This window comes from Salinisphaera sp. PC39, from assembly GCF_040361335.1.
In the GTDB taxonomy this organism is placed as follows: domain Bacteria; phylum Pseudomonadota; class Gammaproteobacteria; order Nevskiales; family Salinisphaeraceae; genus APNM01.
In genome coordinates this window covers 59325-82066 of the sequence record NZ_APNM01000011.1, presented here as the reverse complement: position 1 = coordinate 82066, position 22742 = coordinate 59325, and the positions used below count along the sequence as shown (strand labels likewise).

Genomic DNA, 22742 nt, shown 5'->3' with positions numbered 1-22742 from the left:
CGGCGGCCGCCGTCCCGCCGCTGATGCCGCGCCCGGACCTGTCGGTCGTCGTCCCGACCCTGGACGAGGCGGAAGCCCTGCCGGCGCTGCTGGCGGCGCTGGCCGCGCAGCGCGGGATCGCGTTGGAGACGATCGTCGCCGACGGCGGCTCGACCGATGCGACGCCGGCTATCGCGGCGGCGCACGGCGCGCGGGTCGTGGCCGCACCGCGCGGTCGGGGGGCGCAGATGAACGCCGGCGCCGCCGTTGCCGCGGGCGAATGGCTGTTGTTCCTGCACGCCGATTGCCGGCCGACCGCGGACGATCAATTGCGGCGGGCGCTGGACACCCTGCGGGCCCGGCCCGACCGGCGCACGGCCGGGCATTTCGCCCTGCGCTTCGAGCGCACGGGCGCGGACCACGATTTCCTCTACCGTTACATGGAGGCCAAGAGCGCCACCGGCCGGCCCCACAGCATCAACGGCGACCAGGGGACGATGGTCCCGGCCGCGTGGTTCCGGGCGCTGGGCGGCTTCGACGAATCGCTGCCGTTCCTGGAGGACCAGCGCTTCGCCGCGCGGGTGCGCGAACACGGTACCTGGCGCCTGTTGCCGGGTCGGCTGGCGACCTCCGCACGCCGCTTCGAACGCGAGGGTGCCGGGCGGCGCTACCTGCTGATGGCGATCATCATGGGTTTGTACGCTGCCGACCTCCGCGCTTTCTTTGAGCGGGCGCCGGATGTCTATCGCGTGCAGGCCGAGACCGATCGGGTATTGCTCACACCCTACTTTCGCCTGATCCGGCGGCTGATGCGGGAGATGGGCGCGCGCGAGGCCCTGCGCCGTTGGTATGCCGTGGGCGGCTTCGTGGCGGAGCAGACCTGGCAGCCCTGCCTCGCCCTGGAGCTCCTGTTGGCGCGGCCGCTGGGCGGCCGGCGGCCCGTCACCGCCCTGCACGATCTCGGCCTCGACCGCCTGGTGCGACACCCGCCCGGGCGGGCGCTCGTGGGCGCCGCGACCCTGGTGGTCAGCCTGGGTCTCCTGGCGCCGTGGCGGCGTTGGCGCGAGCGCGATGCGCTACGCCGTATCGACGGCCGCGCCTCCCCGGGCCGCTAACGCGGCCCGAACAACAGCCAGGCGAGCAGGCCGATCACCGGCAGCACCACGATCACCAGAACCCAGATCACCTTGATCGCGACGTCCGCGCCGCTTTTCACCACTTGCACGATGGCCCAGATATCCGCGATCAGGATCAGCAGGCCGAGCAGGCCGCCTATCGGTTCCATGGCGGGTCTCCTATGTTGCGGGGTTACAGGGGCGGGCGCCGGCCGCGTGCCAGGTGCAGGACCAGGCTGACGACGAACAGCACCAGGAAGATGACGAACAAGCCCTGAGGAACAGTATGGCCCAACCGGGCATGATGCCGACTCCGTTGCGAGCCGGTCCCCCACGGAAGCCAGCTTAAACGAGTTCAATACGGCGGGTACAGTTCCCGGCTCAGTCTTCGCCGTCCCCGCAGAGTTCGGCCACGTCCGCCTCCGCCCGGGCGATCGCCTGCACGCGTTCCTCGGCGCTCATGTCGCGGGTGCCGTCGTCCTCGCGGACCTGGATGCGGGCGGCATTGCGGTAGCTCTCCAGGCGTTCCCGCGCCTTGGCACACTGCTCTCGGCGGATGCGCTCGGTACGTCCCGCCCCGTCGTCGGTGTCCGCGGCACCGGCCGTCGCCGCCCGGCCGGGGGTCTTGTCCCCGACGTCGAACGCGCGTTGCTCGGGCCGGACGAGTTCGGGATCGCTCCCGGCGGGCGGATTATCGCCGTAGTGCAGGCCGCCGTCGGCGCCCTGCCAGCGATAGACGTCGCCGGCGGCGGCGCCGGCGGCCGCCAGGAGAGCCGGGATCATGCCGGTGATGAATCGGTTCATGCCCCATCAATACCCGCTAATGGTCCGCATGATCAAGCGTTTGAGCCACGGCGGCAGCAGCAGACCGGTGTAATAGAGCAGGCGGTAGTGGCGGCTGACCGGCCAGTGGGTCTTGCGGCGCCGGCCGGTGGCGGCCCGCCAGACCGCGGCGGCGACATCGTCGGCCTCCAGCCGCACGCCCAGGCGCTGGAGGCTCCGGGGCTCGGGGCCGCCCGCGAGCATCGGCGTGCGCACGAACGGCGGCATCATGTCGCAGACGTGGATGTCGTGCCCGCGCCATTCCAGGTTGAGCGCCTCGGTGAGGCCGCGCACCCCGAACTTGCTGGCGGAGTAGGTGGCGAAATCGGGCACGCCGTAGTCGGCGGATGCCGAGGACATGTTGATCACCCGTGCCCCCGGCGTGGCGCGCAAGGCGGGGAAGGCCGCGTGCGTCACGCGCATCAGGCCGGCGAGATTGACTTCGACGTGGCGAAGATGGCGCGCCAGCGGCAGGTCCGAGAACGCGCCGATGGACAGCACGCCGGCCGAGTTGAACAGCACATCCAGGCGGCCGCCGGTGATATTGGTGAACTCGTCCAGTGCCGCCGTCACCGAGGCGTCGTCGGTGACGTCCATCACCCCGCTGTGGCCACGCCCGCCGGCGAGGCATTCGCCGGTGGCGGCCGCGGCGTCGGGGTCGACGTCGTAGGCGCCGACCAACCAGCCGGCCTCGGCAAACCGTTGGGCCACGGCCCGGCCGATACCGGAACCGGCGCCCGTGACCAGGATGGCCTTCGCCGTCATATTAGGGTGCTAGGGCCCTAGAGCGCGTCGGCGTCGGTCTCGCCGGTGCGGATGCGCACCACCCGGTCCAGGGGCGACACGAAGATCTTGCCGTCGCCGATCTGGCCGGTCTTGGCCGACTCCATGATGGCCTCGACCACGCGGTCGACCAGTTCGTCGGCGACCGCGATTTCCAGCTTGACCTTGGGCAGGAAATCCACGGCGTATTCGGCCCCGCGGTACAGTTCGGTGTGCCCCTTCTGCCGGCCGAAGCCCTTGACCTCGGTCATGGTGGTGCCGTGGACCCCGACCTCCGCGAGCGCCTCGCGCACGTCGTCGAGCCGGAACGGCTTGATCACCGCAGTCACCATCTTCATGGGTCGCCCCCTTAGGCTTGTTCGATGAAGCAACCCCGGAGTCTATCATCGGGACCGCCGGGCCGTGCCCGGCCCGGCGGTCGCGATACCGGCTACAGGTCGTAGCCGCGTTCCTCGTGCTCGGCGATGTCGAGACCGATGGTTTCCTGCTCCTCGGTGACCCGCAGGCCCAGGGTCCAGTTCAGGATCTTGAGGATCGCCAGGGTGAGCAGGGCGGTGTAGGCCGCCGTGGCGAGCACGCCCACGGCCTGGACGCCGAGCTGACCGCCGATGGAGTCGATGCCGTCGGCGAAGCCGTAGCCGCTGAACACCCCGAGCTGGGTCGAGGCGAAGATACCCGCCGCCAGGGTGCCGAGCATGCCGCCCACGCCGTGGACCGGGAACACGTCCAGCGAATCGTCGATGCGCAGGACCCGCTCCAGGAAGTTGGTGGCGGCGAAACAGACCACACCGGCCGCCAGACCGATAACGACCGCGCCGCCCGGGCCGACGAAGCCGGAGGCCGGCGTGATCGTACCCAGGCCGGCGACCATGCCCGTGACGATGCCGAGCACGCTGGGCTTGCCGTAACGCCACCACTCGGCCGCCATCCAGGCCAGCGAGGCGGTCGCGGCCGACAGATGCGTCACCAGGATCGCCATCCCGGCGTTGCCGTCGGCGGCCAGGGCGCTGCCGCCGTTGAACCCGAACCAGCCGACCCAGAGCATGCCCGCCCCGGAGACGGTCATGGTCAGGTTGTGGGGCGGCATCGCGGTGCGCGGGAAGCCGCGGCGCGGACCGAGCACCAGCGCCGCCACCAGGGCCGCGACGCCGGCCGTGACGTGCACCACCGTGCCGCCCGCGAAATCCAGGAGGCCCATCTCGCCGAGCCAGCCGCCGCCCCAGACCCAGTGGGTCACGGGCACGTACACCAGCAACAGCCAGAGCACGGTGAAACCGAGCAGTGCGGAGAAGCGGAAACGCTCGGCGAAGCCGCCGACCACCAGGGCCGGGGTGATGATCGCGAAGGTCATCTGGAACATCGCGAAGACGCTTTCGGGCAGTGTGCCGGAGAGGCTGTCGCGGCCGACGCCGGCCAGGAAAGCCTTGTCGAGGCTGCCGATCCAGGCGCCGCTTCCCTCGAAGGCGAGGCTGTAGCCCACCGCGAACCACAGCAACGAGGCCAGGCAGGCGATGGTGAAGCACTGCATCAGCACCGAGAGCACGTTGCGCACGCGCACGAGTCCGGCATAGAACAGGGACAACCCCGGCAGGGTCATGAACAGGACCAGCGCGGTCGCGGTCATGATCCAGGCGGTATCGGCTGCCGAGGCGGACTCGGCGGCCAGGGCCGTACACGGCAGAAAGCCCGCGGCGGCCAGGGCCGCGCGGGCGGAAAGCTTGCGAATTGTCATGGGCTACTCTCCGTTACGGGGCGGTTCGTGCCGCTCCCTTGGTTTTTTCGGCGGGCCTGTGCCGGCCCTTAAACGCCGAGATCGGCGGCCGCTGTCGCGACCGCCGATCCGGTGAGCTCGGAACCGGGCCCGCGGGCGGGCCCGGTGTCCGTTGCGGCCGCTAGGCCGAGGTGCGGCGCGCGCCGCCCGAGGTGAACTCGGGGTACGCTTCCATGCCGCACTCGCTGACGTCGAGGCCTTCCTCTTCCTCTTCCTCGGTCACGCGGATGCCCATGACCGCCTTGAGGATGCCCCACACGATCGCGCTGGTCACGAAGGTCCAGATGGCGATCGACAGGATGCCCACGATCTGCGAACCGAAGTCCGCGTCACCGTTGGTGAAGGGCACCACGATCACGCCCCAGACGCCGGCCGTGCCGTGCGCCGAGATGGCGCCGACGGGATCGTCCAGCTTGAGCTTGTCCAGGGTCACGATCGAGAACACCACCAGGACACCGCCGATCGCGCCGATCACGGTCGCGACCAGGGGCAGCGGCGACAGCGGACTGGCGGTGATCGCCACCAGGCCGGCGATGGCGCCGTTCAGGGCCATGGTGAGGTCGGCCTTGCCGAACATGATCCGCGCGGTCAGCAGCGCGGCGACCACGCCGCCGGCGGCGGCCATGTTGGTGTTCACGAACACCCGGGCCACGTTGTTGGCGCTCTCGACGCTGGCCACGGCGAGCTCGGAACCGCCGTTGAAGCCGAACCAGCCCAGCCACAGGATGAAGGTGCCGAGGGTGGCCAGGGGCAGGTTGGCGCCGGGCATGGCGCTGACGCTGCCGTCGGCGCGGTACTTGCCCTTGCGCGGACCGAGCATCAGTACGCCCGCCAGGGCGGCGACCGCACCGCACAGGTGCACCGTGCCGGAGCCGGCGTAGTCGAAGTACGAGAAGCTGTCGGTCAGGAAGCCGCCGCCCCAGTTCCAGTAGCCCTGGACCGGGTAGATGACCGAGGTCATCACGATGGCGAATACGAAGAACGCCCACAGCTTCATGCGCTCGGCGACCGCGCCGGACACGATCGACATGGCCGTTGCCACGAACACCACCTGGAACATGAAGTCCGACAGGGTGGAGTAGTAGGGCGCGTCGTCGGCCCCCGACGTCACATCCTCGACGCTGTTGTCAGCGGCGCTCAGGATGAAGTCGACCCCCGGAATGAAGGTGTTGAAGGTCGTGCCCGGATACATCAGGTTGTACCCGACGATCAGGAACATGATGCAGGCGATCGAATAGAGACCGATGTTCTTGGTGAGAATCTCGGTCGTGTTCTTCGCCCGCACCAGTCCGGACTCGAGCATCGAGAAGCCGGCCGCCATCCACATGACGAACGCGGCCATGACCAGAAAGTAAAATGTATCGAGCGCGTAGCTCAGTTCTGCGATTTCCACGATAGTCTCCCTCGTACGGCGAAGTTAGAGCGCATCCTTGCCGGTCTCGCCGGTACGGATGCGGATGGCCTGCTCGAGCTGGAGGACGAAGATCTTCCCGTCGCCGATCTTGCCGGTGTGGGCGGCCTTGGAAATGGCCTCCACGGCGGCGTCGGCGGCGTCGTCGTCGACGGCGACCTCGATCTTCACCTTGGGCAGGAAGTCCACCACGTATTCAGCTCCGCGGTAGAGCTCCGTGTGACCCTTCTGGCGCCCGAAGCCCTTGACCTCGGTGACCGTGATGCCTTGCACCCCGACCTCGGACAAAGCCTCGCGCACCTCATCGAGCTTGAAGGGCTTAATGACGGCTGCGATCAGTTTCATCGGTTCACTCCTGTCATGCGTTTTCACGGTCCCGGTGCGCCTCGGCGCCGCATTCGGGACGGGCAAGCCTGATGGTTGCGGGAGCATTAAAAGCATTCGTCGTGCCAACGTTCGTTACGACATTTGAAATCAATGACTTGCCGCAACCCCTGCGGGCCCGTGCGGGGCTGCCCCATTCGTGCGCACCAAATCGGTGCGCGACGTGGCGCCGCCGCGGGGCCTTGCAACCGGCGGCGGTTGGTTCGACACTGCGTCCCGCAACCGGAGGAAGAGCCGTGATCGACACCCGCTCGATGGAGGAACTCGCCGAACGCCTCGCCCGTGTGCTGCCGCCCGGTCTGGGACCGGTGCGCCGCGAGCTGGAGAGCAATTTCCGCGCGGTGCTGCAGAGCCAGTTGCCGCGTCTCGGTCTGGTGGGTCGCGAGGAATTCGAATCCGCCCGCGAGATGCTGGCCCGCAGCCGCGAGCGCATCGACGAACTGGAGACCCGTGTCCGGGAACTGGAGCGTGCGCGGGCGGTGAATCCCAAGGAAGGCTAACCACAGAGGCACAGAGGGCACAGAGCAACAAGTCATTGGATGACCACGATAGGTGCGACGCGGTCCTTTGACCCGCCTGGGCCTATCCGATGAACCAATCAATCATGGTTTCTTCATCTCTGTGCGCTCTGTGTCTCTGTGGTTAAATAACCCGGCCTGAACGAAGGAACGAACCCCCGGCACGCAGGGAGGCGTATGGGGCTGGCCACTGTCCACAGCCGGGCGCAAACCGGTGTCGAGGCGCCCGAGGTCCAGGTCGAGGTGCATATCGCCGGCGGTCTGCCGGCGCTGTCGATCGTGGGTCTGCCGGACACCGAGGTGAAGGAAAGCCGCGACCGCGTGCGCGCGGCCATCGCCAACAGCGGCTTCCGCTTCCCGAGCCGCCGGATCACCGTCAATCTCGCCCCCGCGGATCTGCCCAAGGGCGGCGGCCGCTTCGACCTGGCGATCGCGCTGGGTATCCTCGCCGCCGCCGGCCAGATACCGTCCGAGGGCCTGTCGGAACGCGAATTCCTGGGCGAGCTGTCCCTGTCCGGCGAGCTTCGCCCGGTGCACGGTGCCCTGCCGGCCGCGATCCGGGCCGCCGCGCTCGATCGGACCCTCGTCCTGCCGGCCCCGAACGCCGCGGAGGCGGCGCTGGCCGGTGACGGCGCGGCTTACGGCGCCGGGCACCTCGCCGAGGTCGCCAGCGCCCTGTCCGGCGGCGACGGGCTGGCGGCGGCGCGACCGCCGGACACGCCGGGCGGTGATAGCGGGGACACGCCCGACCTGGCCGATGTCCGCGGTCAGCACCGGGCCCGACGGGCGCTGGAGATCGCCGCGGCGGGCGGCCATTCCCTGCTCATGACCGGGCCGCCGGGCAGCGGCAAGAGCATGCTGGCGGCGCGCCTGCCCGGCATCCTGCCGCCGATGAGCGCGGAGGAAGCGCTGGAAGCCGCGGCCGTCGCCTCGGTCGCCGGCGGTGGCTTCGATCCGGCCGACTGGGGCCGGCGGCCGTTCCGGGCGCCGCACCACACGGCTTCCGGTGTGGCGCTCGTGGGCGGCGGCGCCGGCCCGATGCCCGGCGAGATCACCCGGGCCCACCAGGGGGTGCTGTTTCTGGACGAGTTGCCGGAGTTCGACCGCCGGGTGCTGGAGGTGCTGCGCGAGCCCCTGGAAGCGGGGCGGATCACCATCTCGCGGGCGGCCCGCCAGGCGGACTTTCCCGCCCGGTTCCAGCTCGTGGCGGCGATGAATCCCTGTCCCTGTGGCTATGCCGGCGATGCCTCCGGCCGCTGTCACTGCACCCCGGACGCGATCGTCCGTTATCGCCGACGGATCTCGGGGCCGCTGCTGGATCGCATCGACATGCATATCCCGGTCGCCCGGGTGCCGCGGGAGCAGCTCCTGGGGAGCGGCGCGCGGCCGGCGGAGGCCAGCGTCGAGGTGCGTGCCCGCGTCGCCGCCGCCCGGGAACGCGCGCTGGCCCGGCACGGCCGGCCCAACGCGCTGCTCGGGCCCGGCGAGGTGGAGCGTGACTGCAGGCCGGACGCCGAAGGCCGGGCGCTGCTGGAACAGGCGATGGACCAGTTGCGGCTGTCGGCCCGTGCCTACCACCGCATCCTCAAGCTGGCGCGCACCATCGCGGACCTCGCGGAATCCCCGCGCGTGCGCGCGCCGCACGTGGCGGAGGCCGTGGGCTTGCGGGATCTGGATCGGCCCGCGGCGTCCTGACCATGGGCACAAAAAAGGGGCCGCGCGAACGCGGCCCCGGAGGTCATCGCCTGAGCGGCGGCGATTTACTGCAGGTCGAAGCTGTAGCTGGCGTCGACCACGATCTTCGGGTCGTCATTGTCGATATCGGTGGTGACGAAGCCGAAGCCGAAGCCGAAGCCGTTGTCCAGCGAAGCGGATAGGCCCAGGTTGTACTCCATGTAGGAGTCTTCGCCGGTCCCGATCAAGCCCTCATTGCCGTCACCCGCGTTGTAGCCCACGGCCGCGTCCAGGGCCAGGATGTCGTTCAGCGGAAAGCTGGCGGAGCCGTAGACGCCGTAGGCAGAGTCGTCGACGCCGAAATAGGAGTCCGGCGCATAGTAGGTCGACAGCGTGAAGTAGCTGATGCCCACCGAACCGTAAAGTTCGACCGTGTTGTAGGACTCGTTGGGGTCGTCGACCTCGTCCTCTTCCGAGTACCAGTAGTAGATTACGCCCAGGTCATAGCTAAGGGCGTCGATTTCGCCGCCGAAGCCGGCATAGAAATCCATCTCGGCGCCGGCGCCGCCGCCGCCGTAATCGCCGTTGCTACCGGTGGCGAAGTCGTTGATGGTCGCCGCCCAGGTGCCGGCATAGAAACCCGACTCGTGGCTGTAGTCGATACCACCGTACACGGAGGCGCCGTCACCCTGCGTCAGGCCGCGGAACAGGTATTCGCTCATCACGCCGGCGTTACCCGTGAGCTCGGCCATGGCGGGCGTGCTAACGAGGACGGATCCCCCGAGGAGGCCGGCCACCGCCAAATGCTTCATCGTCTTCATTACCTCGTACTCCCTTAAATTGCGTGTCAGGTAAGCGCCTATCGGAGGCTTTCGCCGCCAGCGCTGCGCCGGACCCCGTGACGCCGCCCAATGTCGCGGCGGAGCGTCCCGATCCGGCGGCCCGGTTCGATCGCGATGCGTTCGGGCCGGACCCGAGAGGGATAATGCAATCGACGTGCCAGTCACGCGGGCCCGCTGTTCCGGGTATGCTCCTTGCACCGTTCCCGGGGCCCTACAACGACACAGGTGAAAGACCATGCGAACCCTGCTATTGACCGCACTCCTGGCCGGCGCCGCGCCGGCGGCATCGGCCGCCGGCGATTGCCGCGAGACGCTTGCACGCATCGAGTCCGCCAGCCGCAGCGCCCAGGAGGCCCTGCTCGTCGCGCGTGCTCGCGGCGATGCCCCCCGCATCGCCAAGCAATTGGCGACACTGGAAGCCTCGGTGGCGGAGGCCGGCGCGAACTGCGGCGAACTTGCCGCGCGCGATCCCGAGGATGTTAAAGGCCGCGAGACGAAGGACTTCATGCCCGAATTCAGTGCGGCCGACAAGGAGAGCGCACAAAAAGGGGGCAAGCGTCTGGACCGGTCCAAGCGCGGTTACTGAAGCAGGTCTAGCTGCTAGACTCCGCCGCCCATGGCAGCGACCCCGAAACTCAATCCCCAGCAGCGGGCGGCGGTCCGTCACCTCGACGGACCGCTGCTGGTGCTCGCCGGCGCCGGTTCCGGCAAGACCGGCGTGATCACCCACAAGATCGCGCATCTGGCCGCCTCCGGCTTTGCGCCTTCCCGCATCGCGGCGGTCACCTTCACCAACAAGGCCGCGCGCGAGATGAAGACCCGCGTGAGCGCGCTCATGGGCGCGCGCGAGGCGGCCGGGCTGCAGGTCTCCACGTTCCACAGCCTGGGCCTGCGGCTGCTGCGCGAGGAACACCGCGCCGTCGGGCTCAAGCCCGGCTTCTCGATCTTCGACGCCGAGGATTCCGACAAGCTGCTCGCGGAACTGCTGGGCCGTGACGCCGAGCTGCGCAAGGCGGCGCGTTTCGCGATCTCGAACTGGAAATCCGCCCTGGTGTCACCCGAGGCGGCCATGGCCGGGGCCGAGGACGAAGCGACCTCGCGGGCGGCGCGCGCCTACGGCGAGTACCAGCGGCACCTGTCCGCGTACAACGCGGTGGACTTCGACGACCTGCTGTACCGGCCCGTGCGTCTGCTGGCCGAGGACCGGGAGGCGCGCGAGCGCTGGCAGAGCCGGTTCGGCTATATCCTGGTGGACGAGTACCAGGACACCAACGGCGCTCAGTACGAGTTGCTCAAGCTGCTCACGGGCCCGCGCGCGGCCTTCACCGTGGTCGGCGACGACGACCAGTCGATCTATGCCTGGCGCGGTGCGCGGCCGGGCAACCTGTCGCAGCTCTCACGGGATTTCCCGCATCTGCAAGTGATCAAGCTGGAGCAGAACTACCGTTCCTGCGGCTACATCCTCAATGCGGCCAACCGGCTGATCGAGGGCAACGAGCGCGTCTTCGACAAGACCCTCTGGAGCGCCCTGGGGCCGGGCGAACGCCTGCGGGTGCTGCCCTGCGCCGACGAGGCGGGCGAGGCCGAGCGGGTGGTCAGCGAGCTGTTGTCGCACCGGGTGCGCACCGGCAACGATCTCGGCGCCTACGCGGTGCTCTACCGGAGCAACCATCAGTCGCGGCCGATCGAGCGGGTCCTGCGGGAGCGCGGTATCGGTTACCGCGTGTCCGGCGGCCGCTCCTTCTTCGAGCGGGCCGAGGTACGCGACCTGGTCGGCTATCTCCGCCTCCTGGTGAATCCCGACGACGACGCGGCCTTCCTGCGGGTGATCAATCTGCCGCGCCGCGAGATCGGGCCGGCCACCCTGGAGCAGCTCGGCCGCTACGCCGGCGAGCGCGGCCTGTCGCTGTTCGACGCGGCGCGCGGCATCGGCCTCGCCGGCCGCCTGCCGGATCGCAGCGGCCGGCGGCTGATGGAATTCACGGAATGGGCCGGCGGACTCATGCGCCGCGGCGAGAGCGAACCCGCCGGCGCCGTGTTGCGGCAGTTGATCGCCGACATCGGCTATCGCGACTGGCTGCGCGAGACCGCCGCCAATCCCAAGGCGGCCCAGCGCCGGCTGGAGAACGTCGACGAGCTGGAGGCCTGGCTGGCCCGCAGCGGCGAGGACGACACCGGGAAACCGCGCGACCTGCACGAGGTGGTGGCCCAGCTCGGATTGCTGAACATTCTCGATCAGCGCGACGATACCCCGGACCGCGACAAGGTCCACCTGCTGACCCTGCACGCGGCCAAGGGCCTGGAGTTCGACCACGTCTACCTGGTGGGCGCCGAGGAGGGCCTGCTGCCGCACGCCAACAGCGTGGCCGACGACAACCTGGAAGAGGAGCGGCGGTTGCTCTACGTGGGCATCACCCGCGCCCGCAAGAGTCTGAGCCTGACCTTCTGCCGCCAGCGGCAGCGCCAGGGCTCGGCGGTGGACTGCGCGCCCAGCCGTTTCCTGGAGGAACTGCCCGCCGACGAACTGGAATGGGAAGGCCGCAGCGGCACGGGGGCGCAGCCCGAGAACGCCCGCGAGCGGGGCCGGGCGCACCTGGCGGGTCTGAAGGCGCTGCTCAACGAGGGATAAGCCCCTTCTACTGTCGCCCCGCCTCTTTTATGGTGGAGCCGTACCGCAGCAGGAGGCGGCCATGAGCGATTCCACGACACCGTCACGTCTGACGCATCTCGACGAGGCAAGTTGCCGTCAGTTGCTGGCCTCCCACGACGTGGGCCGGGTGGCGATCAATGGCGAGCCCGCGCCCGAGGTGCTGCCGGTCACCTACGCCGTGCGCGGGGGCGACGTGATCTTCCGTACGGCCGAGGGGGTCAAGCAGATCGCTGCCGAGCGCGGGATCGCGGCCACGTTCGAGGTGGACGGTGTCGACGCCGACCGGCGTTCGGCCTGGAGCGTGATCGCGCGCGGGCACCTCGAGAGCGCGGACGGCGCCCGGTTCGACGACCTGCCCGAGCCCCTGGCCGGCGGCGACCGGCCGCATCTGGTGCGGTTCGTGGTGCGCGAGCTCAGCGGCCGCCGCATCCGGCCCGAGGAAGGCTGGGCCCGGGCCATGACCGGGCGTTCGTGGTCGGGCCCGGACGCCAGCGACCTGATGGGCTAAACCCGCAGCCGCGTGGCGACTGCGGTTTAAAGTCATGAATAGGGGATCGGTAAATCCCCCGCCTGTAGGCGGTAATTTTGGGTTCCTTCTCCCCTGAGGGGAGAGGGGAAAGTCGGCCGTATGGCCGACCGACCCGGCTTTGAGCCGTAACCTGAAGCCACCGGCTTTAGCCGGTGACGCATTCACAGGGGATTGAACGGTATGGCCATGAAAAAGGCCGCCCTGGAGGCGGCCTTTGTCGTGCCGGAACGACGCGGGTATTAGACGCCGGCCTGCTCCAGCATGTGATCGACGGCCTTTTCGACCTCCTCGTCGGAGAGGCCGGGATTGCCGCCCTTCGCGGGCATGGCATTGAAGCCGTTGATGGCGTGATCGTAGAGCGTGTTCTTGCCGCCGCCGTCCAGGCGCTGTTGCCAGGCGGCGGTGTCGGTCGTTTTCGGGGCGCCGGCCACGCCCGCCTGATGACAGGCGGAACAAACGCTGTTGTAGACCTCTTCGCCGGATTTCGGCTCGGCCGCGGTCTCCTCGCCGCCGCTCGGCGCGGACGCTTGCGCGACCTTCTGTGCCTGGGCGGGATCGGTCACCACCTCGAATACCGGCTCGGCCCGCTGCTCTATGCGCGCCCGCTCCTCGGGCAGCATCTCGTCGGGGCCGGCGGCCGACATGATCGTACGGGCGATGAAGATGATGACGAAGGTGAAGGCGACCAGCGCTCCCAGCACCGCCAGGAACGTGCGCACAAATGTCCGGTCGTGATCAGCACTCATTTATAGGGGTCCACTTTCAAGACGGCTGGCGCGAAACGCGGCGTAGTATAACCCATACGCCGCGGCCTTCGCCCCTGCCGCACATGACGGACCCCGGCGCGGCGGACCGCGCCGGGGTCGTCGTCGGTCCGCTTACTTGAACGCGAAGCGCTGGATGTTGCGCGGGTTGAAGTAGCGAGCGGGATCGCCGATCTCGTCCTCGATCGGGTAGACCTCTTCGCTGTCGTTGTTGAACGCCATGCCCAGATAGCGCTCGTTCTGCAGGTCGTAGACCAGTTCGCCCGCCGACAGCGTGGTGATGTAGAACGCCGGATCGTAGGCGACGATCGGGTGGGCTTCCTGCACTCGCCAGAGCTGGTCGCGCTGGTCGTAGGCATCCACGGCCAGGATTTGCCAGGAATCCTCGTCCACGTAGTAGGTGCGCCGCTTGTAGATGTGGCTGGTGCCCTCGCGCACGAAGGAATCCACGACCCACACGCGGTGCAGCTCGTAACGGGTCAGGTCCTGGTCGATGTGGCCCTCGTTGAAGATGTCGTCGTACGAGAGGTCGCCGCTATGCAGCCGGTAAGCGTTGTAGGGCACGTAGATCTCGCGCTTGCCCTCCAGCTTCCAGGTATAACGGTCCATGGCGCCGTTGAACATGTCGAGCTGGTCGTTGGTGCGCAGGCCGTCCGAGGCGGTGCCCGGGTTGTCGTAGGCCACGTTCGGGGCCCGGCGCACGCGGCGCTGGCCCGGATTGTAAAGCCACGCGCGGCGCGGTTCGCGGACCTGGTTGGCGGTGTCGTGCACCAGCAGGATCTGGCCCGCCAGGCGCGCGGGCGCGCGCACCACCTGCAGGAAGTAGATGATGACGTTGCTGCGCTCCACCTGCTCGGGGGTGGTGCCCGGGGCGCTGTAGGGGAAGAAGACGTCCTCCTGCAGCTTCACCGCGTTGAAGTCGCCGTCCGAGGTGACCGGGAACTGGTTGTTCCAGCGCCGGACCGCCACGCCGCGGTAACGCACCTTGTGGTTCCAGATGACCTCGCGGCCGTTCTGGGGGATGGGGAAGGGAATGCCCACGGCCGCGCCTTCGAGTCCCTCGCCGTCCGCGACCAGCTCGGCACGCGTGGCGTTCTCCCTGGTGGCCTTGTAGATGTATTCGTCGTTGGCCGCCGTGCGCCGGGTCTGATAGACCGGCATCTTGTAGTCCTCGAAGCGCTCGAACAGCGCGATCTGGCCCGGTGTCAGCTTGTCCCGGTACTGATCCAGGTTGTCGTTGGTGATGGTGAAGCGCGGCTCGTCGTCCGGGAACGGGTCGACCAGGCGGGCGCCCTTCTCGCTGGTGTAGCCGGCCTGCTTGGCCGCCTCGGGGATGGCGGTGATGCCGCCGTCCCAGGCCGGGATGGTGCCGTCGGCGTTGCCCGCGCGCTTGGCGCCCAGCGGGGTCAGCTCGTTGCCCAGCTTGGCGGCCTCTTTCTCGGGCACCTTGGCTTGCGCGCCCAGCGCGAACGCCGCGAGGACGCCGGCCAGGACGATGCGATGGCTGCGGAATTGCATGATGTGGGACTCCAAAGGGACTAGAAATCGTAGGCCACGAACAGGCTCAGGTAATCGCGGTCCCGCTCCTGGTGGAACTCGTCGTCGCCGTCGCCGACCGTGGTGTAGGCAGTGTAGCGAACCTCGCCGCTCCAACGGTTCTGGTAATCCCAGCGCAGGGCCGTGATCAGTTGCACGCGGTCCTCGACGAACAGACCGCCCGGGCCGGGCGTGGTTCCGTCCACGTCGTGGAAGATGCCCAGCACCGGCGCGAGGTTCGCGCCGAAGATCGCGTTCTGGTAGCGCGGCACCACCAGGAACCGGTAGCCCCAGGAGAAGTCGTCGGCGAAGCCGCCGTCCTGGGTCGTGGGGTTCTGGCGGCAGGCGTCGGTACAGGGCAGGGCGTTCGGGCTGAGGGTCGCCGAGTCGTTACCGACGCTGGAGGCGGTGCCGTCGGCGCCGCCGCTGGCGTGGGTATTGGTGCCGGGGCCGGCGAACTGTAGTTCGCTCTTGTCCGGGAAATCCATGACGTGATTGAAGCCGGCCTCCAGGAGCACGATTACCTGGTCGGCCTTCAGCCAGTTGCTGCCGCCGATCGTGCGGGTCAGGGCGGCGTCGAACTGACCCACCTTCATGCGCTCGTAGCCGCGGATGTACTGGTTGGCGGTCACGGTGTTGCCGCGGTACAGGGTCTCCACGTAGTCGGGCACGGCCGCGCGCTTGTTCGGCACGACAAGCCCTTGTTCTCCGTTGACGGTCACGCCGACGTTGTTGTCCGGGAACGCCGGCTGCAGCGAGGCGAACACCAGGTCCGTGGTGTGGATCTGCAGCGGCAGGTTCGGCCGGTAGGCGTACTCGCCCTGGAAGGACCAGTTGCCGACGGTGGTGTTCCAGCTCAGACCGTAGAGATGGATGTCCTCGGGGTATTCGAGCTGCAGGCGCATGGTGTCCAGCGGCAGTGGCTCCTCGGCCAGGCCGAGGAACCCTTTGTCGCCGCCGACGCCGCAGCCGAGCAGATCGAGGATGCTGCCCGTGGCGCCGTTGAGGCAGGTCTCGTCGGCGGCGTAGCTGCTCGCCAGCGGGAAGCGCGAGTGGTAATTCATGAAATAGAAGCCCAGCTCGGTGCCGTTGTTCAGCCAGGGCGCGAAGTAGCGCAGCGATACGCCGTACTGGCCGCCGTCCTCGGGCTCGTTCGCGGACTCGAAGTAGACCGTGCGGCTGGCACTGGAGATCAGGCCGGTGGGGTCGCCCTCGCGCGCCAATGGGATCGAGGGGTTGGTTCCCGGGTCGTAGATCGCGTCCGGATCCTCGGGCGCCTTGCCGAAGGACAGCATGGCGTAGCGGTTGTCGGTGGCGCCCGCCACGTCCGAGGTCGAGAAGAAGCTGCCCACGGGATCGGGGGTCACCGGCTCCCAGTCGTAGTTGTAGAACGCCTCCACCGTCAGATCCGGCGTGATCGTGGTCTGGAAGGAGGCGATTCCCAGCGGCTTGAACACCTCGGCGATCTGCGAGCCGGGCAGGCGCAGACGCGCGGCGTCCGGCGGGTTGATGGTGTTGATGCTGTTGAGCAGCAGGAACGAGCTCTCGCCCCAGTTCACCACCTGGTTGCCGATCCGGAACAGCACGTCGCGGTTGCCGATGAACGGGAAGCTGCCGGAGACGTAGTAGTCCAGCAGGTCGACGTCCGCGGCCATCACGTCCACGGTCCCGCTCGGCCGTTCGGTGTGGCGGGGTTGGAAGGTGGTGTCCGGGTGGTACTCGTCGAAGTCCGCGTTGACCTCGTCGAAGTAGCCCAGGCCGCGGGTGAAGAAGTTGAAACGGCCCCAGCGGATGCTGAGCTCGGAGGTCAGCTTGGCGGTGGCCGAGACCAGGTCGTACTGGTCATAGTTCAGGTTGCCGTCGTCGCCGTTGACCGAGTACGCGCCCGGGGCGTCGACGTAGGCCTGGTTCAGGGACGGGTCGGTGGTGGAATTGCAGGTGTTGCCGACCACGTCGCCGCTGTCGTTGCGCCGCAGGCACAGCCCCGGATTCAGGTTGCTCTTGCCGATCAGGTCGTCGTCGCGTTCCTGCATCCGCACCGCGGCGCCGACCGATACGCTGTTGGTCAGCGAGCCCTGGAACGGGCCTAGGTCGAAGCTGTAGGCGCCGGCGCCGCCGCTGACCGCCAGCGTCGCCGCGGCCGCCATCCGGGCGAACGCGCGTCCCCCCCTGAGCATCGTCATCATGTCCCTTTCCCTCCGATGGTGCCGGACGATAGCCGCCGTTCGGGCGGCGCTAGCCCGGTGCTCTCGTATCGAGTCTGTTGGTCCCGCCGCCAATTGCCGCGGGCGATTCCGGTGGAGATGGCCGATGCCGGCCGCATGGATCAAGGCGGGGCCGCGCTCGCGGCGTGGATGATCCTCCCACACTGGAATGCCGGCCTGCCGCCGGTCTTTGGGCGCTATGGTACCGGCAGGCGCGGCGGCGCATAAGGGAAATGTCGCTTTTCTTGTAGGTAAATTTATACCGAAGTCCGAAGCTTACGCGGACGCCGGGTATCGACGGGTTGTGTCGTGCGGCTCCGAGGGCGCTTTGGTGACGCCCGCGAGATGGACGTGGAACGCGCGTCGGCGTATCCTCTGCGGCCCCGATCCGGGCAGCGCCCCGGTTCGGCACAACCCGCGTCGCGCCCGTAGCTCAGCTGGATAGAGCGTCGGCCTCCGGAGCCGAAGGTCGCAGGTTCGAATCCTGCCGGGCGCACCAAATCTTGCGATGACTCCCCATTTTGATTAGCCACCGATGGCTGGTTGGTCGTATTCGAGCCTGCGACCCATAAAAAACACGCAGTTCGACCGATCCGCGCCGCGGATCGGAACAGCGGAGCGCAGCGACGCTGGCCCGAAGGGCGAGGGCCGCCAGTCCCGAGTAATCCTGCCGGGCGCACCATAATTCTTTAGAGATCTCCTACCTCAGAACGCCCCTTTGCGGTGGTTGGTCGCATTCGAACCTGCGACCCATAAAAAACACGCAGTTCGACCGATCCGCGTCAGCGGATCGGAACAGCGGAGCGCAGCGACGCTGGCCCGAAGGGCGAGGGCCGCCAGTCCCGAGTCATCCTGCCTTGCCGCGGGATGATCGCGGCGGCGCCTCAGCCCGCCAGCAACAGCCCCGCCAGCAGCGCGGCGATGCCGAGGAAGGAGAAGAAGCCGGCGATGTCGGTCACCGTGGTCAGGATGATGGACGAGGACTGGGCCGGGTCCTGGCCGAGCCGCGTGAGCACGATTGGCACCATCGCGCCGGCCGCGCAGGCGATGCTCATCGATAGCACCATGGCAAGCGCGATGATCAGCGCCAAGCCCTCGCTGCCGCTCCAGACGTAGACGCCGGCCGCCGTGGTCAGGGCGATCACGACGCCGTTGACCATACCGACCCGGACTTCCTTGGACAGCAGGCGCAGCCATTGGCGCATGCCGATCTCCCGCAGGGCCAGGCCGCGCATGGTCACGGCCAGGGCCTGGGCGCCGGCGTTGCCCGACTGGCCCGCGACCACCGGCAGCAGCACCGCCAGGGCGGTGAACTGGGCGATGGTGCTCTCGAACAGGCCGACCACCGAGGCCGCCAGGAACGCCGTCACCAGGTTGATCTCCATCCACAGCAGGCGCTTGCGCACCGCGAAGGTCACCGGCGACAGCGCCCGCTCCTCGCGGCTCACGCCGACCATGGTCTGGAGGTCGGCGCTGGTCTCGTCCTGCAGGGTCTGCAGCAGGACCTCGGAACGGATCACGCCGCGCAGGCCGCCGTGGATATCCAGCACCGGCAGCTCCTCGCTGCGGAACTGCTCCAGGCGCTCGACGACCTCGTCGCGGGGGTCCAGCGCCGAGGCCGCGGTCGCCACCGGGCGGGCGAGGGCACGCAGGGGCGTGTCCGGCTCCGCGGTGGCCAGGTCCTGCAGGTCCACGGCCGACGTCAGGCGCCCGGCGTCGTCCACCAGAAAGACCAGCCGGACGCGGCCGGGACGGCGGGCCCGCCGCAGGCGGTCCAGGGCCTCGGCCGCGGTCATCTCGCCGCGCAGCGCCATGACCCGCGCGTCCATCATGCGGCCGGCGCTGTCCGCGGGATATTCCAGCAGTTCGCGCAGTTCCCGGGCCACGGCGTTGTCGAGCAGGCCCAGGTAGCGTTCGCGTTCGGCGTCGTCCAGGCGGTCGAGCACGGCCGTGGCCCGTGCCGGATCCAGGGACGTCAACAAGCCGGACGCCACGTCGTCCGGCAGTTGCAGCAGCAGGTTCTCGGCGGCGTCGGGCAGCAGGTAGTCCCAGACGCGGGTCAGCACCGCGATCGACTGATCCGCCAACGCCGGCGCCACGCTCTCGGGCGGTAGGGCCTCGATCTCGCGCGCCGCCTCGCGCGGGTAGTCGCGCAGGAAGGAGCGGTTGAGCGTTTCGATGGCGTACTCGGCGGTCATGTCCTACTCCTCGTACTTGCCGCCGCGCCGGGCCGGGGGCAACAGGGAGAAAGGTGCCTCGATCAGACGCGACAGGCCGGTCCAGTAGGCCTCCATCAGCGCCATGAGGGCGTCCGTGAAGACGGTGTCGGCGTGACTGTCCCCCAATCTCGCCGCGCCGCGGTAGAGCGCGGCGTGGCGCGCCACGCCCAGCAGGCGCCGGTCGCGGGACAGCACCGGCAGTGGGTCGCATTCGCGCCAGGCGTCGAGATCGATCGCGGCCTGGAGGTCGTCGCGAGCCGCCAGGCTCGCGGTCGTTGTCACCGCCAGCCGGTCGACGAGCATATCGTTGTCGGCGCGTAGCAACTCGGCGCTGGCCACGCGGCCTATCAGGCGCTGCTCGCGGTCCACGATGTAGATGAAGCGGTCGATCGAGGCGGCCTCGCGCCGCAGCCGGTCCCAGGCGTCGCAGACCGTGATGCCGGCCGGCAACAGCGTGATGTCGGGCTCCATCCATGCACCGACCGTGGTCGTGGGGTAGCGCAGCAGCAGCCGCAGGGCGAAGGTGGTGCGCGCCGGCAGCCGTTCCAGCAGACGGTTCGTCAGGGCGACCGGCACCCGCCGGAGCACGGCGGCCGCGGCCGTCGTCGGCATCGCCGACAGCAGGTCGACCGCGTACGTTTCGTCGGTCAGGACGAGGCAGGTAGCGGCGTGGTACGGCAGCATCGCCGCCATCACCGGGGCCGCCAGTCGCGGCGGTGCGCCCGACAGGAAAGCCGCGGCGGTATCGGCGTCCAGCGTCTCCAGCACTTCGGCGGCCGCCTGCGGATGCCGCCGCAGGAAGCGCCAGGTCAGCTCCGCCGCCTCAGCCACGATCGTCCTCGCGCATGAGCAGGGTGCAGGGATGCTCGCTGAAGTAGCGGCCGGGGACCGTTACTCGGCCCTCGGCGGTCTCGAGGACGATGTTGCGTCGGCCGAGCTCGACCACACGGCCCTCGATCCCGTCGATGCGGATGGCGTCGCCCTCCCGGAGGCGATGGCCGATGGCGCGTACGCCCAGGAGATTGCTCACCAGCGTCCGCGAGCCCAGCCCGAAGGCGAGCGCGGCGCCGCCGGATATCGCCCCGATCAGGATGCCCGCGAGCACCACCAGGAAGGTGATGTCGAGGCCCACCAGATCCAGGCCGATCACGGCCGCCGCCACCACGACGGCCGCCTGCGCCGCGTGACCCAGTAGTGCCCTGTACTCCAGGCCGGCCGCGGCGGCGGCACCGATCACGGCCTCGCGTACGAGTTGGCTGACCACCACGCCCGCGATCAGGATCAGGCCCGCCAGCGCGATCAGTGGCAGGTGGCCGAAGACCGCATCCAGCCAGGAGGTGAACACGGCCAGTCCCAGGACCTGGGCGGCCGCGGCCACGAACGCCAGGATCGTCACCCAGAAGACCACGCCGCCCAACAGGCCGGGCCGCAGCACGCCGCGCGAACGGACGCCGGCCGCGCCCGGCAGTATCCGCGGCAGGAACCAGCCCAGGCCGCGCGTGGCGCGCACCGTGGCCATCCGCAGCAACGCCGCCACCGCCCAGCCGGCCAGTAGGAGCAGTATCGCGCCGGCCACCTGGGGAAGGTATTCGAGAAAGGCCGTCGAAAGGTGCGATACCCCGTCTTCCAGTGTTTCGGTCCAGCTCGCTCGTTCGCCCATGGCTCCCTCGGTGTCGAGTGCCGGTCGGAATGCGACCCGTACGGGTCCAGACTAATCCTGTGCCGCGGCGAACGCCATTCCGTCGTAGCGTGGCGCGGCCGTGACGCGCGTTCAGGACCGAGACCCGGCCGGAACCGATGGCATCTCGTAGGAAGAGGCTGACAAGATGACGTAACAATCGCCACGGATGATGCCGGGCTTGGACATGTGCGAGGACGCACCGTGAGCCCGCCCACCCGACGACATTTCCTGCGTGACGCCGGCCTGCTCGGCACCGCCGCCGTCCTGCCGTGGCTGTCCGGCTGCAACGACGGCTCGGGTTCCGGTGCCGCCGGGGCCGAAGTCGCCTTCCGGCACGGGGTCGCTAGCGGCGATCCGTTGTCCGACCGCGTGGTCCTGTGGACCCGCGTGACCTCCACCGTGGATCTGCCGGTGCGCGTGGACTGGGCCATCGGCATGGACCCGGACATGCGGCAGGTGATGTACATGGGCAGCACCGTCACCGACGCCGACCGGGATTACACCGTCAAGGTCGATCCCGCCGGACTCGCGCCGGGTACCACGTACTACTACCAGTTCCGCGCGCGCGGCGTGGACTCGCCGATCGGACGTACCCGCACGTTGCCGGTGGGGGAGGTCGACCGCCTGCGTATCGCCTTCACGTCCTGCTCGGACTATCGGTCCGGCTATTTCAACGCCTATCGGGCGATGGCCCGGCGCGCGGACCTCGACCTGGTCATGCACCTGGGTGACTACATCTACGAGTACGGCGGCACCGGTGTGGACGGCCGGGATCATGCCCCGGACCACGAGATCGTCACGCTGCGGGACTACCGTACCCGCTATGCCCAGTACCGGTCGGATCCCGATCTGCAGGAATGCCACCGCCAGCACCCCTGGATCTGCGTCTGGGACGACCACGAGAGCACCAACAACAGCTATCGCGACGGCGCCGCCAACCACGACGATTCGGAAGGCGACTGGGAGGTACGCAAGGCAGCCGCGATCCGGGCCTACCACGAGTGGATCCCGATCCGCACGCCGGACATGAACGACCTCACCCGTATCTTTCGCGAATTCCGACTGGGCAATCTCGTGGACCTGATCGTGTGGGAAACGCGGTTGTTCGGGCGCGACGTGCCCACGGAGAGCTTCAACCCCCTCGTCGCGCAGGACCCCGGCCGCAGCATGATGGGCTTCGAGCAGGAGGATTGGTTGGCGCGGCGGCTCACCGCCTCGACCGCGCAGTGGCGCCTGTACGGCAACCAGACCATGTTCGCGCAGCTCCAGGTGCTGAACACGCTGCTCAAGAACGAGACCGTGGACCTGTCCCTGCTGGACCTGCCCGCCAACGCCGATCAGTGGGACGGCTATGCCGCCAACCGGGATCGTATCCACGAGCTGTGGCGGAATCGCGGCCTGCGCAACAACATCATGCTCACCGGCGATATCCACACCTCGTGGGTCAGCGAGCTGACACCGGCGCCGGGCGATGTCACGCAGTACGGTCCGGTCACCGGCCGCGGCAGCGTGGGCGTGGAGTTCGTCACGCCCTCGGTGACCAGCAGCGGCCTGCCCGAGGTCGATCCCATCGTCGATGCGGTGCGCCTGCTGAACATGCACATCAAGTACGTGGAGTCCAAGAGCCACGGTTACGTGCTGCTCGATATCACCCGCGAGCGCGTCCAGGGCGAGTTCTGGTACGTGGACACCATCGAGTCGCGGGATTTCGCGGAGAGCTTCGCGGTGGCCTTCCGCACGGCCGATGCCGCGACCTCGGCGACCGGCGCCAACCGCGCGGAGCGGGTCGGCTCGCCGACCGAGCCGGCGCCGGACGCGCCGGTCCCGGCGCCGGGGGATGGCGTGCCGGCGGCGGGCTGA

The 22742-nt window shown here is 68.9% G+C and carries 21 protein-coding genes and 1 tRNA gene; 8 read left to right on the top strand and 14 right to left on the bottom strand.

The features are described from left to right. Positions 1-23: 23 nt before the first annotated feature. Entirely contained in the window at positions 24-1094 is a 1071-nt protein-coding gene (locus tag PC39_RS11765) for a TIGR04283 family arsenosugar biosynthesis glycosyltransferase (RefSeq protein WP_353253586.1), read from the top strand. Here PC39_RS11765 and PC39_RS11760 read toward each other — a convergent pair. The 7 genes from PC39_RS11760 to glnK form a co-directional block, all read right to left on the bottom strand. Next, on the bottom strand, positions 1091-1264 hold the full coding sequence (locus PC39_RS11760; protein WP_353253585.1) for a PLDc N-terminal domain-containing protein: 174 nt from the start codon (positions 1262-1264) through the stop codon (positions 1091-1093). The two genes, PC39_RS11765 and PC39_RS11760, sit on opposite strands and share 4 nt — an antisense overlap. A gap of 211 nt (positions 1265-1475) precedes the next feature. Further along, positions 1476-1898: a DUF4124 domain-containing protein gene (locus PC39_RS11755; RefSeq protein ID WP_353253584.1), complete on the bottom strand. Its 423-nt coding sequence runs from the start codon at positions 1896-1898 to the stop codon at positions 1476-1478. 6 nt (positions 1899-1904) lie between these two features. Continuing rightward, the gene (locus PC39_RS11750; protein WP_353253583.1) at positions 1905-2681 is read right to left on the bottom strand and encodes an SDR family oxidoreductase; all 777 of its coding nucleotides are present in this window, start codon (positions 2679-2681) and stop codon (positions 1905-1907) included. A 17-nt stretch (positions 2682-2698) separates the two neighbouring features. Continuing rightward, positions 2699-3037, bottom strand: coding sequence for a P-II family nitrogen regulator (locus PC39_RS11745; protein ID WP_353253582.1), 339 nt, complete (start codon positions 3035-3037; stop codon positions 2699-2701). A gap of 92 nt (positions 3038-3129) precedes the next feature. Continuing rightward, positions 3130-4431 (bottom strand): ammonium transporter, encoded by a 1302-nt coding sequence (locus PC39_RS11740; RefSeq protein ID WP_353253581.1) that lies wholly within the window; start codon positions 4429-4431, stop codon positions 3130-3132. Positions 4432-4591: 160 nt separating this feature from the next. Further along, positions 4592-5866 (bottom strand): ammonium transporter AmtB, encoded by a 1275-nt coding sequence (locus PC39_RS11735; protein WP_353253637.1) that lies wholly within the window; start codon positions 5864-5866, stop codon positions 4592-4594. 21 nt (positions 5867-5887) lie between these two features. Further along, entirely contained in the window at positions 5888-6226 is a 339-nt protein-coding gene (glnK, locus tag PC39_RS11730) for a P-II family nitrogen regulator (protein ID WP_353253580.1), read from the bottom strand. A 275-nt stretch (positions 6227-6501) separates the two neighbouring features. Here glnK and PC39_RS11725 point away from each other — a divergent pair, with 275 nt between their 5' ends. Together PC39_RS11725 and PC39_RS11720 are read left to right on the top strand one after the other, a co-directional pair. Continuing rightward, entirely contained in the window at positions 6502-6765 is a 264-nt protein-coding gene (locus tag PC39_RS11725; RefSeq protein WP_353253579.1) for an accessory factor UbiK family protein, read from the top strand. Positions 6766-6960: 195 nt separating this feature from the next. After that, positions 6961-8478: a YifB family Mg chelatase-like AAA ATPase gene (locus tag PC39_RS11720; protein WP_353253578.1), complete on the top strand. Its 1518-nt coding sequence runs from the start codon at positions 6961-6963 to the stop codon at positions 8476-8478. A 65-nt stretch (positions 8479-8543) separates the two neighbouring features. On the opposite strand, the gene PC39_RS11715 is transcribed toward PC39_RS11720, so the two are convergent. Then, entirely contained in the window at positions 8544-9269 is a 726-nt protein-coding gene (locus tag PC39_RS11715; RefSeq protein WP_353253577.1) for a TorF family putative porin, read from the bottom strand. A gap of 265 nt (positions 9270-9534) precedes the next feature. On the opposite strand from PC39_RS11715, the gene PC39_RS11710 reads away from it, so the two are divergent. The 3 genes from PC39_RS11710 to PC39_RS11700 all read left to right on the top strand — a co-directional run bounded on the left by PC39_RS11710 (position 9535) and on the right by PC39_RS11700 (position 12457). Continuing rightward, positions 9535-9885, top strand: a complete 351-nt coding sequence (locus tag PC39_RS11710; RefSeq protein WP_353253576.1) for a hypothetical protein — start codon at positions 9535-9537, stop codon at positions 9883-9885. A 30-nt stretch (positions 9886-9915) separates the two neighbouring features. After that, positions 9916-11928: a UvrD-helicase domain-containing protein gene (locus PC39_RS11705; protein ID WP_353253575.1), complete on the top strand. Its 2013-nt coding sequence runs from the start codon at positions 9916-9918 to the stop codon at positions 11926-11928. A 61-nt stretch (positions 11929-11989) separates the two neighbouring features. After that, on the top strand, positions 11990-12457 hold the full coding sequence (locus PC39_RS11700) for a pyridoxamine 5'-phosphate oxidase family protein (RefSeq protein ID WP_353253574.1): 468 nt from the start codon (positions 11990-11992) through the stop codon (positions 12455-12457). 260 nt (positions 12458-12717) lie between these two features. On the opposite strand, the gene PC39_RS11695 is transcribed toward PC39_RS11700, so the two are convergent. The 3 genes from PC39_RS11695 to PC39_RS11685 form a co-directional block, all read right to left on the bottom strand. Beyond that, entirely contained in the window at positions 12718-13224 is a 507-nt protein-coding gene (locus PC39_RS11695; RefSeq protein WP_353253573.1) for a c-type cytochrome, read from the bottom strand. Between the two features lie 132 nt (positions 13225-13356). Beyond that, the gene (locus PC39_RS11690) at positions 13357-14760 is read right to left on the bottom strand and encodes a DUF1329 domain-containing protein (RefSeq protein WP_353253572.1); all 1404 of its coding nucleotides are present in this window, start codon (positions 14758-14760) and stop codon (positions 13357-13359) included. 20 nt (positions 14761-14780) lie between these two features. Further along, entirely contained in the window at positions 14781-16964 is a 2184-nt protein-coding gene (locus PC39_RS11685; RefSeq protein ID WP_353253571.1) for a DUF1302 domain-containing protein, read from the bottom strand. A 440-nt stretch (positions 16965-17404) separates the two neighbouring features. On the opposite strand from PC39_RS11685, the gene PC39_RS11680 reads away from it, so the two are divergent. Next, positions 17405-17481 (top strand) — tRNA-Arg (locus PC39_RS11680). A gap of 385 nt (positions 17482-17866) precedes the next feature. Here PC39_RS11680 and PC39_RS11675 read toward each other — a convergent pair. The 3 genes from PC39_RS11675 to PC39_RS11665 are packed head-to-tail and all read right to left on the bottom strand — an operon-like array spanning position 17867 to position 20861. Next, on the bottom strand, positions 17867-19180 hold the full coding sequence (locus PC39_RS11675) for a magnesium transporter (RefSeq protein ID WP_353253570.1): 1314 nt from the start codon (positions 19178-19180) through the stop codon (positions 17867-17869). A gap of 3 nt (positions 19181-19183) precedes the next feature. Further along, positions 19184-20032, bottom strand: a complete 849-nt coding sequence (locus PC39_RS11670; RefSeq protein ID WP_353253569.1) for a magnesium transporter MgtE N-terminal domain-containing protein — start codon at positions 20030-20032, stop codon at positions 19184-19186. Further along, entirely contained in the window at positions 20025-20861 is an 837-nt protein-coding gene (locus PC39_RS11665; RefSeq protein WP_353253568.1) for a mechanosensitive ion channel family protein, read from the bottom strand. Before PC39_RS11665 ends, PC39_RS11670 begins: the two co-directional genes overlap by 8 nt. A 222-nt stretch (positions 20862-21083) precedes the next feature. On the opposite strand from PC39_RS11665, the gene PC39_RS11660 reads away from it, so the two are divergent. Then, entirely contained in the window at positions 21084-22742 is a 1659-nt protein-coding gene (locus tag PC39_RS11660) for an alkaline phosphatase D family protein (protein ID WP_353253567.1), read from the top strand.